This window comes from Microbacterium sp. ARD31, assembly GCF_031844425.1.
On record NZ_JAUZVE010000001.1, the window covers coordinates 1,331,721 to 1,347,056 of the forward strand.

12 protein-coding genes are annotated in these 15,336 nt (G+C 70.7%); 1 reads left to right on the top strand and 11 read right to left on the bottom strand.

Features of this window, described 5'->3' with window-relative positions; translation table 11 throughout:
- Nucleotides 1-16 precede the first annotated feature (16 nt).
- The 5 genes from Q9S36_RS06640 to Q9S36_RS06660 all read right to left on the bottom strand — a co-directional run bounded on the left by Q9S36_RS06640 (nucleotide 17) and on the right by Q9S36_RS06660 (nucleotide 7,657).
- Nucleotides 17-3,130 carry a S8 family serine peptidase gene (locus tag Q9S36_RS06640; protein ID WP_311284423.1) on the bottom strand — a complete coding sequence of 1,038 codons (3,114 nt, stop codon included), beginning with the start codon at nucleotides 3,128-3,130 and terminating at the stop codon, nucleotides 17-19.
- Between the two features lie 153 nt (nucleotides 3,131-3,283).
- Nucleotides 3,284-4,357, bottom strand: coding sequence for an ABC transporter permease subunit (locus tag Q9S36_RS06645; protein WP_311284424.1), 1,074 nt, complete (start codon nucleotides 4,355-4,357; stop codon nucleotides 3,284-3,286).
- Entirely contained in the window at nucleotides 4,354-5,286 is a 933-nt protein-coding gene (locus Q9S36_RS06650) for an ABC transporter ATP-binding protein (protein ID WP_311284425.1), read from the bottom strand. Before Q9S36_RS06650 ends, Q9S36_RS06645 begins: the two co-directional genes overlap by 4 nt.
- A 10-nt stretch (nucleotides 5,287-5,296) precedes the next feature.
- Nucleotides 5,297-6,568: an MFS transporter gene (locus Q9S36_RS06655; protein WP_311284426.1), complete on the bottom strand. Its 1,272-nt coding sequence runs from the start codon at nucleotides 6,566-6,568 to the stop codon at nucleotides 5,297-5,299.
- Nucleotides 6,569-6,661: 93 nt separating this feature from the next.
- Entirely contained in the window at nucleotides 6,662-7,657 is a 996-nt protein-coding gene (locus tag Q9S36_RS06660; RefSeq protein WP_311284427.1) for a glycerophosphodiester phosphodiesterase family protein, read from the bottom strand.
- A 163-nt stretch (nucleotides 7,658-7,820) separates the two neighbouring features.
- Here Q9S36_RS06660 and Q9S36_RS06665 point away from each other — a divergent pair, with 163 nt between their 5' ends.
- Entirely contained in the window at nucleotides 7,821-8,729 is a 909-nt protein-coding gene (locus Q9S36_RS06665; protein ID WP_311284465.1) for a Bax inhibitor-1/YccA family protein, read from the top strand.
- Nucleotides 8,730-8,799: 70 nt separating this feature from the next.
- On the opposite strand, the gene Q9S36_RS06670 is transcribed toward Q9S36_RS06665, so the two are convergent.
- The 6 genes from Q9S36_RS06670 to Q9S36_RS06695 all read right to left on the bottom strand — a co-directional run bounded on the left by Q9S36_RS06670 (nucleotide 8,800) and on the right by Q9S36_RS06695 (nucleotide 15,142).
- Nucleotides 8,800-10,392, bottom strand: coding sequence for a PAS domain-containing sensor histidine kinase (locus Q9S36_RS06670; RefSeq protein WP_311284428.1), 1,593 nt, complete (start codon nucleotides 10,390-10,392; stop codon nucleotides 8,800-8,802).
- 124 nt (nucleotides 10,393-10,516) lie between these two features.
- Nucleotides 10,517-12,097 carry a glutamine-hydrolyzing GMP synthase gene (gene guaA / locus Q9S36_RS06675; RefSeq protein WP_311284429.1) on the bottom strand — a complete coding sequence of 527 codons (1,581 nt, stop codon included), beginning with the start codon at nucleotides 12,095-12,097 and terminating at the stop codon, nucleotides 10,517-10,519.
- Nucleotides 12,094-12,612, bottom strand: a complete 519-nt coding sequence (locus Q9S36_RS06680) for a DUF3817 domain-containing protein (protein ID WP_217531549.1) — start codon at nucleotides 12,610-12,612, stop codon at nucleotides 12,094-12,096. Before Q9S36_RS06680 ends, guaA begins: the two co-directional genes overlap by 4 nt.
- Nucleotides 12,613-12,622: 10 nt before the next feature.
- Nucleotides 12,623-13,480: an SURF1 family cytochrome oxidase biogenesis protein gene (locus tag Q9S36_RS06685; protein ID WP_311284430.1), complete on the bottom strand. Its 858-nt coding sequence runs from the start codon at nucleotides 13,478-13,480 to the stop codon at nucleotides 12,623-12,625.
- Nucleotides 13,480-14,601, bottom strand: coding sequence for a GuaB3 family IMP dehydrogenase-related protein (locus Q9S36_RS06690; RefSeq protein WP_064001230.1), 1,122 nt, complete (start codon nucleotides 14,599-14,601; stop codon nucleotides 13,480-13,482). Before Q9S36_RS06690 ends, Q9S36_RS06685 begins: the two co-directional genes overlap by 1 nt.
- A 229-nt stretch (nucleotides 14,602-14,830) precedes the next feature.
- Nucleotides 14,831-15,142 carry an antibiotic biosynthesis monooxygenase gene (locus tag Q9S36_RS06695; RefSeq protein ID WP_311284431.1) on the bottom strand — a complete coding sequence of 104 codons (312 nt, stop codon included), beginning with the start codon at nucleotides 15,140-15,142 and terminating at the stop codon, nucleotides 14,831-14,833.
- Nucleotides 15,143-15,336 lie beyond the last annotated feature (194 nt).

The following is a 15,336-nucleotide window of genomic DNA, read 5'->3' on the forward strand; positions in this document are numbered from 1 at the left end:
TCTCGTGAATCCGGCCTTACTTCACCGGGACGAGCAGCGCCTCGTCCGCGCCCGACTCGTTGTCGACGACGACCACCATCGCGCCGAGCGGCTTCTGCGCCGCGTAGGCGGAGGCGTCCGTGCGAACGGTCACCGAGGCCCGGCCGCCCTTCGGCACGACCTCGTACTGCCCGTTGGTGATCGCGGGATCGCCCGGGTTGTACGTCGCCGTCGCCGCGAACGCGTCGCTGCCGTCGGTCGTGAGGCTGAACGACTGCACGGTGTAGTCGAACGGCCCGGTGATCTTCAGGTCGGCGAGGTTCACCGGCAGCAGGATCGTGCTGCTGTCGGTCGGCGCCTGCGCGAGGAACCCGCTCGCGGTGAGCGCGCCCGTCTTCACGTTCTGCACGAACACCTCGGCGACACCGTCGACCGAACCGCTGCGCACGGCCCCGGAGTCGTACGAGAACACGACCCAGTCGGGCGTGCCGTCGCGGTTCGTGTCGATGACGACGTCGAACTCGTTGCTCGCGGCGTTCGACCACCGCGAGTGCGTGTTCACGGCGAAGACGGCCAGCTGGTCACCGCTCGCGGTCGCGAACGACTGCACACCCGCGGCGCGCAGGTCATAACCCGTGTCGGAGATCGCCTTCGGGGCATCCTTCTTGTCCGTCAGACCCCAGGTGTACACGTCCGCTGCCGCATCCAGCGCACCCTTGCGGTTGCGCAGGTCGAGGACGTGGTCGGCGTCGGCCACGCGGCCGCGCGAGCTGAGCGAGCCCTTCACCGTCACCTCGCTGTTCGAGCGCGGGACGAGCAGGTAGGGCACCCGCAGGGTCGACCCCGGCGCGGTGAAGACGACATCACCCGAGATCTCGGCGAACGAGAACTGGTCGTCCGCGCTCAGCGAGCCCGGCACCGAGGACGCCGGAGCGGACACCGTCACCCGGACGCTCTCCGTGCGACCCGGCTTCACGGTCACCTTCTTGGTGCTCGTCGTGACCTTGGCCTTCAGCGACTGGGGCGACGCCTGCGTCGAGACCGTGAAGGTCACGCTCTTCGTGCCCTCGTTGCGGACGGTCACCTTCTTCGTCCCGCCGAGCGTCGAGCTCGACTCGTCGAAGCCGAAGCTCAGCGCCGCCTCGCGCACACGACCGCTGTCGGTGCGGAAGCTGTCGCCCGTGGCCGTCACCGTCGTCCGCACCGCCTGCGCGGTGTCGACGAGGCCGACGCCGCCGCGGGTCGGGTTGATCCGCGCGACGCCGTCGGGGTCGGCGGTCGAGACGATCGCCGCCGAGATCCGCTCGGTGTCCCACGTCGGGTGGGCCTGCACCGTCAGCGCGGCGACGCCGGCGACGTGCGGGGCGGCCATCGAGGTGCCCGAGAGCACCGACGCGTCGCCACCCGTGCCGACGGCGACCGACGAGATCGAGACGCCCGGCGCCGCGACATCGGGGCTGATCGAGCTGTCGCCGCTGCGCGGACCGGACGAGCTGAAGGAGGCGTAGTCACGGAACGCGGGGTTCGCGATCTGCGCCGCCTGGACAGTCACGACCGCCCCCGAGGTGAAAGCCGCGCCGTCGGACGAGCGGACGCCGAAGAACGGGATCGTGACCTCGTACGGCGTGCCGTCGTCGGGGTTCTCCGTGATGACGCCCTCGTACGGGGGCAGGTCGTTCGTGGAGTTCACCATGACGACCGCCTCGGCTCCGGCCTGCTGCCCGAAGATCGGCTTGGCCGCGCGGGCGCACGTGCCGCGGTCGACGACGGCGATCTGGCCGCCGCCCTGCGTGATCCCGGCACGGGTGTAGTCGGATGCCGCGCACCCGAGCGCCTCGTTGGCGGCGGTCGCGGGGTCGTCGGTCAGTCGCACGACCGTCAACTGCCCGACGTCGTCGAGCGCGGCACCGTTCGCGTTGATCGCCTGGACCTTCTTGCCGCCGACCGTGAGGGTGGCGCCGGGGAAGGATGCCGTGCTGTCGACGGCCGACACCGCGATCACGCCGTCACCGCTGCCCGGTGAACCGGTGAGGTACGGGCTCGGTCCGGAGTTGCCGGCCGACGCCACGACGACCACGCCCGCCCCGACCGCGTTGGCGGCGGCGACGGCGCTCGGGTCGTCGCCGCGGCCGAAGGACGAGCCGAGCGACATGTTGATGACGTCCATGCCGTTGTCGACGGCCCAGTCGATGGCCTGGATGGTGACGTCGGTCGAGCCGTCGCAGCCGAACACGCGGACGGCGTACAGGTCGGCCTCGGGCGCGACACCCGGTCCGACCCGGAAGTCGACGGACGGCGTCGTCTCGTCGTACGGACCGGTGTAGGTCTTGCCGTCGGTGGTGACGCCCGATCCGCCGGTCGTGCCGGCGACGTGGGAGCCGTGGCCCTCGCAGTCGAGGGGGTTGTTGTCGGGCTTCGGGATCAGGGCGTCGCCGGTGCCGCCGGCGTCGTAGTCGTCACCGACGAGGTCGATGCCGCCCTTGACGCGCGGGGCGCTCGGCCCGAAGAGCTTCGGGTCGGCGGGCGCATCCGAGGCGGCCGCAGCCTTCTCGTAGGCCTCGACCGTGCCCGGGCCGCCGAAGCCGGCGTGGGTGTAGTCGATGCCGGTGTCGATGATCGCGACCTTGACGTCCTCACCGGTGTACCCGGTGCTCTGCCAGACCGAGGGGACCCCGAGGAACGGCACGGAGACGGCGTTGTCGAGTTCGTGCGTCACGACGGGGTGGACCGCGACGACACCGGGGAGCGCGGCGACGTCGTCGAGCTCGGCGGCGGGCACGATGGCCTGGATGCCGTTGTAGGCGGACTGCATCTGCGCGCGGATCTTGCCGCCGCGCTGGGTGATGTCGCCGCGGATGGCGTCCTGCGCGGCCTTCAGGTCCTTCTTCACGTCGGTCCGCTCGGTCTTGCTCAGCGAGCGGCCCTCCTCGGCCTCGACGACGGCGACGGGCTCGCCCTCCATCTCGATGACGACCGACACCTGCCGATCGGGGTCGATCGCGGCCGCCGAGATGTCGCTGTCGAGAGCGCCGGTCGACGTGCTGCGGTCGAACCGCGCGGTGGGATCGTCGTCCGGCGTCGCGGCGAGGGCCGCGGTGGTGGGCAGTGAGAGCGCGAGGACGCCCGCAACCGCCAGGATGCGTCGGTGCAAGGGGGGACCGCCTTTCCTTCTGGGAAGAGCGCTCGGCTGGCTTGGGCGGGATCCGATCGGATGCCGCGGCCGAGGCTGATAGGAGGCTATGCACCCCCTGACCGTTCCCCAAGAGGAAGATGCGCAGATGAGAGGATCCTCACCCGGCGGGCGTCACGCGATGCGGGTCCCCGGCGGCAGACGACGCGCCGGGGTGCGGGTTCGCACACCCGCCCACCACAGCAGGAGGCCCGCCGCGATCACCTGCACGCCGAGGCCGACGAACCAACTCGGCACCGTCGACGCGATGATCTCCTCCGGTGTCGGGCCGCTGTCCTGCACGACGCAGTCGCTGTACGAGCTGACCGGCTCGGGGGCGATCTGCGACTGCCGGACGGAGTACTTCGTCCATCCGAACAGGTCGTCGGGGTTCCCGTACTCGTTGAAGCTCGACGGTGTCGCGTCGGCGAGGATCACGAAGGGGTTCGCCGCCAGGATCCACCAGAAGTAGTCGAACCGCGGCACCTCGGAGGTGGTGCTCTCCCAGTCGCCGCAGACCCACTGCTCCGGATCGTTCGGGCAGTTCGACGAGCCGTCCGCGCACACGGGCGCGCCGGTCTCGTCGTACTGCGCCGACTGGTACCGGTCCACGCGCTCGGTGCGGACGCTCGACCCGAGCAAGCCGAACGCGATGACCGTCCCGACGGTGAGGGCCGCCACGACGAGGTAGGTCGTCGCGACGGAGAACAGCGGACGGGCGAGGATGCCGCTGAACGCCGTCCCGAGCGCCGCGACGACACCCGCTTCGACGACCAGCACGACGGCCGAGACCACGACGGCGAGCGGGTTGATGCCCCCGCCGAAGGTGGCGATGACGAGGAACGGCACGGCGACCACGGCGAACGCGAGCCCCGTCAGCCACGCGGCGAGGAACTTGCCGAGCACGATCTCGCGGGTCGTCGCCTGGGTGACCTGCAACGGGGCGAGGGTCGCGGCATCCCGGTCGCCGTTGATGGAGTTGCCGCTGAGGGTCGGCGAGACGAGCACGACCAGCAGCAGCGTGACGAAGACGACGACCGAGTAGACGCCGGGTCCGGAGTCCTCCTGGCCCGAGAAGGAGAGGAAGGCGAGCGCGGTCGTCCCGACGAGGACGAGCGCGAAGACACCGAGCAGCACGTACCAGGACACCGTGCGGATGCGCTGGGTCAGGTCGAGGCGGGCGATGGTCCACAGTCGCGAGAGGTTCATCGCGCACCTCCTTCGAGGTCGAGGAAGGTGTGTTCCAGGATGCCGCTGGCCGCGGAGAACTCCGCGACCGGCAGGCCGGCCGCGACGAGCGCGGCGAGTCCCTGCGCCGCGGCCACGTCGCCGGCGAAGCTCACGAGCAGGTCGCGTCGGTCGACGGGGAGGGTCGCGACGTCGAGCCCGAGGGCCTGGGCCACCGGCAAGGCGGCGGTCGCGGCATCCCGATCCGCGAGGCGGATCCGCCACGTCCGTGCCCGACCGGCCGCCTCGGCGACGCGCTCGGAGCTCACGGTCTCGCCCTGCGTCATGAAGACGGCGTCGTCGACGACCTCCTCGAGCTCGGAGAGGATGTGGCTGGAGACCAGCACCGTGCGTCCCTCCGCCGCGAGCGATCGCAGCAGCAGGCGCAGGTCGATGCGCGCCTGCGGGTCGAGACCCGAGGCGGGCTCGTCGAGCAGGAGCACCCGCGGGTCGTGGACGAGGGCGCGCGCGAGGCCGAGGCGCTGCTTCTGGCCGCGGGAGAGCACCCGGGCCGGAGCATCCCCGAGAGACTCGAGGCCGACGGTGGTGAGGAGTTCCGCGGCGCGTGCCGCGGCGGCCGTCCGGTCGAGGCCGGAGAGCCGGCCGGTGACGGCGATCGTCTCGCGGGCCGAGAGCGAGGGCCACGCGCCCAGGCTGTCCGGCATCCACCCGAGCTTCGCCCGCGCCGCCGCGGGGTCGGTTACGGGATCGATCCCGGCGATCCGGATGGTGCCGGCGTCGGGGGCCAGGAGCGAAGCGAGCATCAGCAGCAGCGTCGTCTTGCCCGCGCCGTTCGGGCCCACGAGGCCCGTGACCGCGCCCTCGGGCGCCTGGAAGGTGACGTCGCGGACGGCGTGGACGTTCCCGAAGGATCGTCGCACCCCCTGGGCGACGATGCCGGCATCAGTCATACCGCTCACCCTAGGGGGCGGAGGTGTCCTCCTGGGGAACGCGCGGACGCACACGCAGATTGAGCAGGCCGAAGGTCAGCAGCAGCGCGACCGCGACGACGGGTGCCCACAGGGCCACCGCGGCCCCGGCGGACTCGGCCAGCGCGCCGACCACCATGCTCGCGAAGGCCTGTCCGACGACGACCGCCGAACCGAGCACGGCCATGACCGTCGCCTCGTGTCCGCGCGGCGAACGAGCGGCGGCGAGCGCGTAGATCGTCGCGAGCGTCGGGCCGATGCCGCAGCCGGCGAGCGCGAGAGCCCACCCCATCGAGATCGCCCCCGTTGCCCCGGCGGCGAGAACCGCACCGATCAGCAGGACGGCGGTGAAGCCGATCCAGCGCCACGGCAACGCGAAGCGTCGCGGCAACAGGCCCACCCCGAGCGCGAGGATCGCCGAGCCGATGCCCATGATCCCGTAGAGGATGCCGGTCTGCTCGGGGAACCCGCCCTCGTCCGCGAAGGCGGTGAGCGAAGTCAGCATCGCTCCGAAGAACAGTCCGGTCGCGAAGGTGCCGGCGGCGGCGACGAGGATGCCGGGGCGCAGCACGGCCCGCGCCGGCTCACGCGCCGCACCCTGGTCCGCGTGGCCCGCGGTGCGAGCGGTCGGGTGCAGCGCGAACGTGGTGACGAAGACGACGGTGAGGGCGGCGGCGGCGAGAACCGGGGCGGCGGGGCTCGCCGCGATCGCGACGACGCCGACGAGGACCGGCCCGAAGACGAAGACGATCTCATCGACGGCCGACTCGTAGCCCATCGTCGACTCCTGGAGTCGGCCGCGGGCGACGCGGTCGAGCCGCATCCGGCCGATGGAACCGACCAGTCGGGCGCGCGACATCGGCGAGACCTGCGGGGCGGTCGCCCCGGCGAGCACCGAGACGGCCAGGAGCACACCGTCCGGGGTGTCGCCGTAGGCGACGGCGACGAGGGTCACCAGGACGGCGCTCTGGACGAGCGTCGCGAGCAGCAGCACCGGTCGCTGACCCCAGCGGTCGGCGGCCGCACCGATGAGGGGGCCGGTCGCGATGGTGCCGAGGCCGACCATCGCCGAGGTGAGCCCGCCGACGGCGAGCGATCCCCGGGCGTCGACCACCATCGTGAGGACGCCGACGACGATCATCGCGTACGGCAGTCGCGCGATCAGTGCGATGGCGAAGTATCCGATACCCACGGACGCAGCGAGCGTCCGGAGGGGGCTGTCGCGTTCGGGGGCGCGCACCGGTGTCGAGTCGGTGAGGGGCATGTGTCATGACCTCCGTGCAGCTGAGGCGTCGTGCCGCCTTGACTCTCCACGGATCAGGTAGTTACACGGGGTGCCGGCGCACCGGCATCCATTCTACCGCGCGTCACCTGAGCGTCCCGGGCGGGCGAAGAAGGCGACGCCGAGGTCGGGGTGGTCGACGAAGACGCCGTCGACGCCCGTCTCCGCGATCCGGCGCCACTCCCCCTCCCAGTCGCCGAACGTCGCGTCGTCGCCGGGTCCGCGGAAGAGCGGGTCGAGGAACGCGTTCTCCGGTCGGCACGTCCACACGTAGACCTCGAGCCCGCGACCGTGCGCGTCCGCCACGACGGACGGATGCTCGAGCACGATCCGCTTGTCGAGACTGATCCCATCCACCTCCCCTGCGAGCCGGTCGAGTCCCTCCGGGGTGAGCTGGTCGGCGTAGGTGACCGCGTCGTCGCCGTCCGCCGCCCGGAGGTCCCACGCGGACCCCTCCGCCTCGAGCAGGTAGACGTAGCGGGCACGGATGCCGCGACCCCGCAGCTCCTGCAGGATCCGCTGCTCGAACGATTCGATCACCAGCGGCCGCGCCCCGACATCCCATCCGGCGCTGCGCAGTTCGTCGGCGAGCAGCCCCGCGACGTCGTACCCGATCGATCCGAAGTACGTCGCGTGCTTCACCTCCAGCACGACGCCGGCTCCCGCCGGGGCGGCAGCCACGAGGTCGAGGAGCTCGCGCAGCCGCAGGATCGGCTGACCGCGGTCGCTCGCCGCGCTCCCCGGCCGAAGGTGCGGCAGCCGTTCCCGGCACCGCAGCGTGGCCAGCTCGTCCCACGTGAAGTCCTCGGTGAACCATCCGGTCAGGTCCGCGCCGTCGACGACCTTCGTCGTCCGGCGGGACGCGAACTGGGGATGGTCGGCCACGTCGGTCGTCGACCCGATCTCGTTCTCGTGCCGGACCACGGCGATGCGGTCCGCGGTGAAGACGACGTCCGGTTCGACGGCGTCCACCCCGGAGGCGAGAGCGAGGTCATAGGAGGTGCGCGAATGCTCGGGCAGGTACCCCGGCGCGCCGCGGTGACCGATGACGAGCGGGCGGTTCACGGACATGCGGTCAGGTTACCCAGCTCGGGTGACGCGACCCGCCGCAGGAGCGCGGCCAGAGGGGCCTCATAGTCCTCTCACAGCGGGGGCCCGCACCCGCGGAAACACGGTCCGATACGCTGGATCGACAGCACAGCGCTGTGAGTCGACTTTTGGAGTGAGACACACAATGGCAGCGTCCGGCAATTTCGCCTTTAACAATCCGGTGTTCCAGGAGGATCAGCGCCGTCCCGGCCTGACTCCCCCTGCCGCCCCGACGAACTACTCGGCCGCCTCGCACCAGGCCGCCGACCTCGCCGCGAGCGCTCAGCTCGAGGGCATGTACGCGGCCCCCACCGCATCCTCCGCCAACACCGGCCGGATGACGGTCGAGGACACCGTCGTCAAGACGGCGGGCCTGTTCGGCATCCTGCTCGTGACCGCACTCGTGGGCTGGTTCTGGACCCTCGGCGGGTCGCTCATGCCTACGCAGGTGGAGCCGGCCGACCTGACGATCATGCCCTGGATCATCGGCGCGCTCGTGGGCTTCGTCCTCGCGCTCGTCATCAGCTTCACGTCCCGCAAGAAGGTCCGCCCGGCTCTGGTCTGGGCGTACGCGGCGGCTGAGGGTCTGTTCGTCGGTGGAATCTCGGCGTACTTCGAGTTCATCTGGCCGGGCGTCGTCCTGCAGGCGACCATCGCGACCCTCGTGGTGGTCGGCGTGACCCTCGCCCTCTTCGCGAGCGGCAAGGTCCGTGTCAGCAAGAAGGCCAACAAGATCTTCATGATCGCGATGGTCAGCTACCTGGTGTTCGGCCTCGTCAACCTGGTCCTCATGTGGACGGGCGTCACCCAGGGCACCTTCGGCCTCTACAGCCAGGAGCTCTTCGGCATCCCGCTCGGCCTCATCATCGGCCTGCTGGTCGTCCTCATGGCGTCGTACTCGCTCGTCCAGGACTTCGACCTCGTGCAGCAGGGTGCCCGCAACGGCGCTCCCCGCGAGTTCGGCTGGATCGGCGCCTTCGGCATCATGGTCACGGTCGTCTGGCTCTACGTCGAGATCCTCCGCATCATCGCCATCCTGCGGGGCAACGACTGACCCCCGCCTCACACGACGAAGGCCGTCCGGGAAACCGGGCGGCCTTCGTCGTTGCGGGCGATCCGCGTGCTCAGGAAGGGAGCCGCAGGACGGCGACCGTGCCGCGCGGGGCGTGCGACTCGAGCGCCACGGTTGCCCCGTAGGCCTCGGCGAGCGACGCGGCGTTGGAGAGCCCGATGCCGGTGCCGGGAATGGCGGCATCGTGTGCGTACGGAGCCCGGTAGAACCGGTCGAAGGCGTGCGTGCGCTCCTGCTCGGTCATCCCGACACCCTGGTCCGCGACGGTGACGACGATCTCGCGTCCCTCCTCGTAGGCCGAGACCACGACGTCGCCGCCTCCCGCGGGGGTGAACTCGACGGCGTTGCGGAGAAGCTCCTCCAGGATCGACGCGAGATCGCGGACGGCGATGCGGGCGGCCCGGTCGGGCATCGCGCCCATCTGGATGTGGATGCGGCGGTCCCGCGCGCGGGCTGCGACCTCCGAGATCGCGTGTTTGACGACGGGACCGACGTGGGAGGCTCCCGAGCGCGCCTCGACGTCGCGTGTCGACTGTCCGGCCGCGATGAGGCGCTCGACCAGCCGCAGCAGGCGCTCCGCTGACCGCTCGACGGCTTCCCACCGTTCGGTCTCGGCCGACTCGTTCATGAGGGCGATGTCGGTGTGCCCGAGGATCACCGTGAGGGGCGTGCGGAATTCGTGACCGACGGTGCTGAGGAACCGATCGCGGACTTCGACGGCACCGACGAGCTCGGTGACGTCCTGACCGACGATCACGATCCCGACCTCCTCGCCGCCGGCGACGACGGGACGCACGATGACCTGCAGCACGCGCCGCGGGTCGCCGCCGAACTCCACCGTCCGCGGCGCGGCGAAGTCTCCCGAGCGCACGCGCTCGACGAAATCGGCCGAGGTGGCCTCGGCGGGCATCGAGGTGTCGGCGCGCCAGATGACCGAGAGGAATCCGTCCCGGTCGATCTCGTCGATCCCGGATCGTCCGCTGATCTCGGCGGCGACGGCGTTGAGCAGGATCGGGCGCCCATCCGGTCCGAAGACGGCGACGGCGTTGTCGGTCGCGTCGAGCGTGGCCCGCAGCATGGCGGTGTCGCGGCCGGACAGCCGCAGCGCATGATCGAGTTCGTCCGACACGGCCTCGGTGTGCGCCCGCATCCGCCTGAGGTCCCGGGCGATGAGGGCGACGGTCCCCGCGATGAGCCCCGCGATGATGGGCAGGGCAACGACCGAGACGACGTCGGCGGCGTCGCGGAATCCACCGGTCCGGATGATCTGGATGAGCGGTCCGAGAGCGGTCAGCAGCACGCCGGCCACGACGGTGGCGGGCGGGAAGGCGAAGGCGAGCCAGCCGAGCGGGAAGATCACCAGCAGGCCCGCCGCGGGCAGGACCTCCACACCGGCGTCCCGCAGGGGAAGGCACGCGAGGATCTGCACGAGCGGGATGGCCGCCAGCCACTCCGTGTGCGTGGTCGGCTGGACGAGCCAGACGGCGGTCATGGCCGCCGTGCTCAGAACGATGACGCCGAAGCCGGCGAGCAGCAGCGGGGTGATGCGGGCGCTGTCGATCGTCCCGAGGATCAGCACGACGATGAGGGCCGAGATGGCCAGGACGAACTGCGCGTACGGCTGTGTACGCGGACGCTCGATCAACGCCTCACCCCCTCCTCAGACGGCGGTGCAGACCGGGGCAGGAGCCCGGGCTCACTCTGGCCGTGCCGGATACGCCGTGTCAAGGGCTGGCGACGCAGCTCGTCACGGGGGTTCCCCCCGCGATTCACTCCCATTCGATGGTCCCCGGGGGCTTCGACGTGACGTCGAGCACCACCCGGTTGACCTCGCGCACCTCGTTCGTGATGCGGTTGCTGATCTTCGAGAGCACGTCGTACGGCAGGCGGGTCCAGTCCGCCGTCATCGCGTCCTCGCTCGAGACGGGGCGCAGGACGATCGGATGCCCGTAGGTCCGCCCGTCTCCCTGCACACCCACCGAGCGGACGTCGGCGAGCAGCACCACGGGGCACTGCCAGATCTCGCCGTCCAGTCCCGCCTTCGTCAGCTCCGCACGGGCGATGGCGTCGGCGTCACGCAGGATCTCGAGGCGGTCAGCGGTGACCTCACCCACGATCCGGATGCCGAGGCCGGGCCCCGGAAAGGGCTGGCGCCCGACGATGGCCTCCGGCAGACCCAGCTCGCGACCGATCGCGCGGACCTCGTCCTTGAACAGGGTGCGCAACGGCTCGACCAGCTCGAACTGCAGGTCCTCGGGAAGCCCGCCGACGTTGTGGTGGCTCTTGATGTTGGCCGTGCCGGCACCGCCGCCGGACTCCACCACATCCGGGTACAGGGTGCCCTGCACGAGGAACCGGATCGGGTCGCCCTCCGCGGCGGCCTCGGCGATGAGGTCCGACTGGACCTTCTCGAAGGCGCGGATGAACTCCCGGCCGATGATCTTGCGCTTCTGTTCGGGATCGCTCACGCCGGCGAGGGCGTCGAGGAAGGTCTCCCGTGCGTCGACGGTGATCAGGCGCACCCCGGTCGAGGCGACGTAGTCGTTCTCGACCTGCTCGCGCTCGCCCTTGCGGAGCAGACCGTGGTCGATGAAGACGGCGGTGAGCTGGTCGCCGACAGCCCTGTGCACGAGGGCGGTGGACACCGCCGAGTCGACGCCTCCCGACAACGCCGAGATGACCCGGCCCGTCCCGACCTGCGCGCGGATCTTCTCGACCTGCTCGGCGATGACGTTGTCGCTGTTCCAGTCGGCGGGCAGTCCCGCCGCCTTGTGCAGGAAGTTCTCCAGCACGCGCTGGCCGTGGTCGGAGTGCTTGACCTCGGGATGCCACTGCACGCCGTAGAGCTTACGGGCGTCGTTCGCGAAGGCGGCGACGGGGGTGGCCGCGGTCCGCGCGAGGACCTCGAAGCCGTCGGGAGCGGCGCTGACCTGGTCGCCGTGGCTCATCCACACGTTCTGGTCCACGGGCTGTCCGTCGAGCAGCACATTGTCGGTGACGATCGTCGCATCCGTCGCCCCGTACTCGCGGAGGCCGGTGTTCGCGACCTCGCCGCCGAGGGTCTTGGCCATCACCTGGAAGCCGTAGCAGATGCCGAGCGTCGGGACACCGAGGTCGAAGACACCGGCATCCAGCTGCGGCGCTCCCTCCTCGTAGACCGACGAGGGACCGCCCGAGAGGATGATCCCGACAGGGTTCTTCTCGGCGATCTCCGCAGCCGTCGCGGTGTGCGGCACCAGTTCGCTGTACACGCCGGCCTCGCGAACGCGACGGGCGATCAGCTGCGCGTACTGGGCGCCGAAGTCGACGACCAGCACGGGTCGCTGGGAGGTTTCGGTCTGCTCTGTCACCGGGTCTCCGTGGGGGTTTCGAGGGGGACGGATGCGGCGGCCTCCCGTTCGGCCAGGTACTCCCTGACCTCGCGAGCGACCTTCGCCTCCATGAAGAAGGACAGGAGGGGCACGATGCCGCCGAGCGCGAGCACGATGAAACGCGGGAAGCGCCACCGCATGAGGCTCCACACCCGGAAGCACGCGAAGAGATAGACGACGTAGAACCACCCGTGCACGACGAGGATCGCGAGCGAGATGTTGACGCCGTCTCCGGTGGAGACGATGTCGCACGTGTTCGTCATCGGCGCGAACAGCGAGTACCACTGGCAGTCGGGGCCGGGGATCGCCGTCGCGAACCACAGCAGCCCACCGGAGCCGCCGGCGAAGAGCTCGACGTGGAGCGGCGTGTACTTCAGGATCATCTCGGCGACCAGCAGAAGCAGGCCGACACCGGTGATGATCGATGCGATCTGGTAGAACCGCAGGGCGCCGCGGATCGCCGGGAACGTGGCGAGTTTGGGCTGGACGGGCATGGCTTCCAGTCTACGGGCGCGGCAGGGGCTGCTCGGCGCCCTCGCCGTCGTCGGAGAGCGCTTCGACTTCCTTCTCCCACGCGTCGCGCGCCAGTCGGTACCACATGTAGAAGGCGAAGCCCGCGAACACCGCCCACTCGATGGCGTAGAAGATGTTGAGCCAGTTCACCGACGACAGCTCGGTCGGGGCCGGCGCATGGATCTGCTGCAGCGCGCCGAAGGCCTCCGCGGAGACGAGGTAGGGACGGTAGACGTCGAGCCCCTCGATGTCGCTCCACTGCGAGAGCAGCGCGGCCGGAGACATCGCGGTGATCTCGAGAGGGTCGGCGTCCCGCGGCGGCTCCTTCGCGCCCTCGTCGGAGATGAGCCGTCCCGTCAGCGTGACGTCCTGCGGCGGCGCGTCGCTCAGAGCGGATGCCGCGGCATCCGCTCTCTCCCGGTCAGGCGTGAACCCGACCGCCACTGCGAGCGAGGTCGGACCGTCCACCCCGGCGGTCGTCGGGTCGACGCGGAATTGTCCCGCCACCCAGTATCCGGGCGTGCCGTCGTCGTAGCGGGAGGTGACGACGCGGAAGTCGCCTGCCACGAAGGAACCCGTCACCTCGACCCGTTGGCCCACGAGCGGCTCCGGCAGGTAAGCGCCGGGAGCCACGACCTCACCCAGCGGACGCACCTGCTCGGTCATGCCCGCGGGCGGCGGATCGGTGTCGATGGCGTTCCCCAGCTGCCACTGCCCGAGCCACGCGAAGATCCCGGCCACGAGCAGGGCGAGGCCCAGCATCCCGATCCAGAACGGACGGGTCATGACCTCCCGCAGCGTCGGCGGGAAGACGTCGGGAAGATCGTCGACGGCGGGGGTTCCGGTCATTAGTGGGACGACGCGTACGGCGCGACGACGACCTCGACGCGCTGGAACTCCTTGAGATCCGAGTAGCCGGTCGTCGCCATCGACTTCCGCAGCGCACCGATGAGGTTCGCCGTGCCGTCGGCGACGGGGGCCGGGCCGTAGAGGATCTCTTCCAACGGCGAGACCTGACCGACCTCGACACGGGTGCCGCGCGGCAGCTTGGCGTGGTGCGCCTCGGGTCCCCAGTGGAAGCCGCGGCCGGGGGCGTCGGTCGCGCGCGCGAGGGCGACGCCGAGCATGACGGCGTCGGCGCCCATGGCGAGCGCCTTGACGATGTCGCCCGACGTGCCGACACCGCCGTCGGCGATGACGTGCACGTAGCGCCCGCCCGACTCGTCGAGGTAGTCGCGGCGCGCGCCGGCGACGTCGGCGACCGCGGTGGCCATCGGCGCGTGCAGGCCGAGGGTGGCGCGAGTGGTGGATGCCGCTCCCCCGCCGAACCCGACGAGGACGCCGGCGGCGCCGGTCCGCATGAGGTGGAGCGCAGCAGTGTAGGTCGCCGCACCGCCCACGATGACGGGGACGTCGAGGTCGTAGATGAACTTCTTGAGGTTGAGCGGCTCGTCGACACTGGACACGTGCTCGGCCGAGACCGTGGTGCCGCGGATGACGAACAGGTCGACGCCGGCGGCGACGACGGTCTCGTACAGATCCTGCGTGCGCTGCGGGGTGAGCGCGCCGGCCACCGTCACGCCGGCGGCGCGGATCTCGGCGAGGCGGTCGCGGACCAGCTCGGGCTTGATCGGCGCGGAGTACAGCTCCTGCATCCGACGGGTCGCGCCGTCCGCGGGGAGCGCGGCGATCTCGGCGAGGAGCGGCTCCGGGTCGTCGTACCGGGTCCACAGCCCTTCGAGGTCGAGCACACCGAGGCCGCCGAGCTGACCGAGCATGATCGCCGTGCGCGGGCTCATCACCGAGTCCATCGGCGCCCCGAGGACCGGGATGCCGAAGCTGTAGGCATCGATCGACCAGGTGGTCGAGACGTCCTCGGGGTTGCGCGTGCGCCGCGAGGGCACGACGGCGATGTCGTCGAAGGCGTACGCGCGACGCGCGCGCTTGGCGCGGCCGAGCTCGATTTCCATGGTCACCGTCCCAGCCTACCGTCGGGGCCCGACCGCTGCCCCGCCTGCTCACCGGGCGCGGCGTCGCTCTCCTCCGCGACGGACCCTCCGCCGGCTGAGCGCTCGCGGCCGGCATCCTGTCCGTGTGCCGGTAGGCCTCGCACCGCTCGGCAACGCGGCGGGGCGTTGTGTCGCGACCTGGACGGGTCCGACGGCCCGGCGGGGCGCGATCGTCTCGTGCGTTGGCGGACTACGGGAGCTTGGACGCGAGGACGTCGGCCGCCAGGATCTCGGGTGCTGCGCCGAGGAGGTGCTGGTTGGCCATCAGGGCTGCGACGATGGCGCCGTTGGCGTGGGCGTCGCGAGCGGCCTCGTCGGGGAATGCATCGAAGATCCAGAAGGTGTCGGCGTGGGTCCTGACCGCGAACCAGACAACCGTCCCTACTTCCTCGTTGGCGAGTGCGACAGCGCCGGCGAGCAGATCGGCGACCGCGTCGTGCTGTCCATCCGCCGCGACGATCTTGGCGACGAAGGCATACGGAAGTGATGCGGGTGTGGACATGAGGGACTCTCCTTGCAGTCGGGGTTCTTCGTGGGACGAGTTCAGCGTATGACGAGCAAGGGCCGGCGGGCAGTGGCGTATACGGCAGGATTGCTACTGTTTACGTCATGCGTATCGGACTGATCGCGATCGACGGCTGCTTCGGTTCGGCTATCGCGTCGATCATCGACATCTTGCGGGTGGCCGACGGAGCT

Coding starts and splice junctions, on each gene's coding strand:
- Q9S36_RS06645 (WP_311284424.1), bottom strand. CDS start 4,357: ATGAACCTCTCGCGACTGTGGACCATCGCCCGCCTCGACCTGACCCAG.
- Q9S36_RS06650 (WP_311284425.1), bottom strand. CDS start 5,286: ATGACTGATGCCGGCATCGTCGCCCAGGGGGTGCGACGATCCTTCGGG.
- Q9S36_RS06655 (WP_311284426.1), bottom strand. CDS start 6,568: ATGCCCCTCACCGACTCGACACCGGTGCGCGCCCCCGAACGCGACAGC.
- Q9S36_RS06660 (WP_311284427.1), bottom strand. CDS start 7,657: ATGTCCGTGAACCGCCCGCTCGTCATCGGTCACCGCGGCGCGCCGGGG.
- Q9S36_RS06665 (WP_311284465.1), top strand. CDS start 7,821: ATGGCAGCGTCCGGCAATTTCGCCTTTAACAATCCGGTGTTCCAGGAG.
- Q9S36_RS06680 (WP_217531549.1), bottom strand. CDS start 12,612: ATGCCCGTCCAGCCCAAACTCGCCACGTTCCCGGCGATCCGCGGCGCC.
- Q9S36_RS06685 (WP_311284430.1), bottom strand. CDS start 13,480: ATGACCGGAACCCCCGCCGTCGACGATCTTCCCGACGTCTTCCCGCCG.
- Q9S36_RS06690 (WP_064001230.1), bottom strand. CDS start 14,601: ATGGAAATCGAGCTCGGCCGCGCCAAGCGCGCGCGTCGCGCGTACGCC.
- Q9S36_RS06695 (WP_311284431.1), bottom strand. CDS start 15,142: ATGTCCACACCCGCATCACTTCCGTATGCCTTCGTCGCCAAGATCGTC.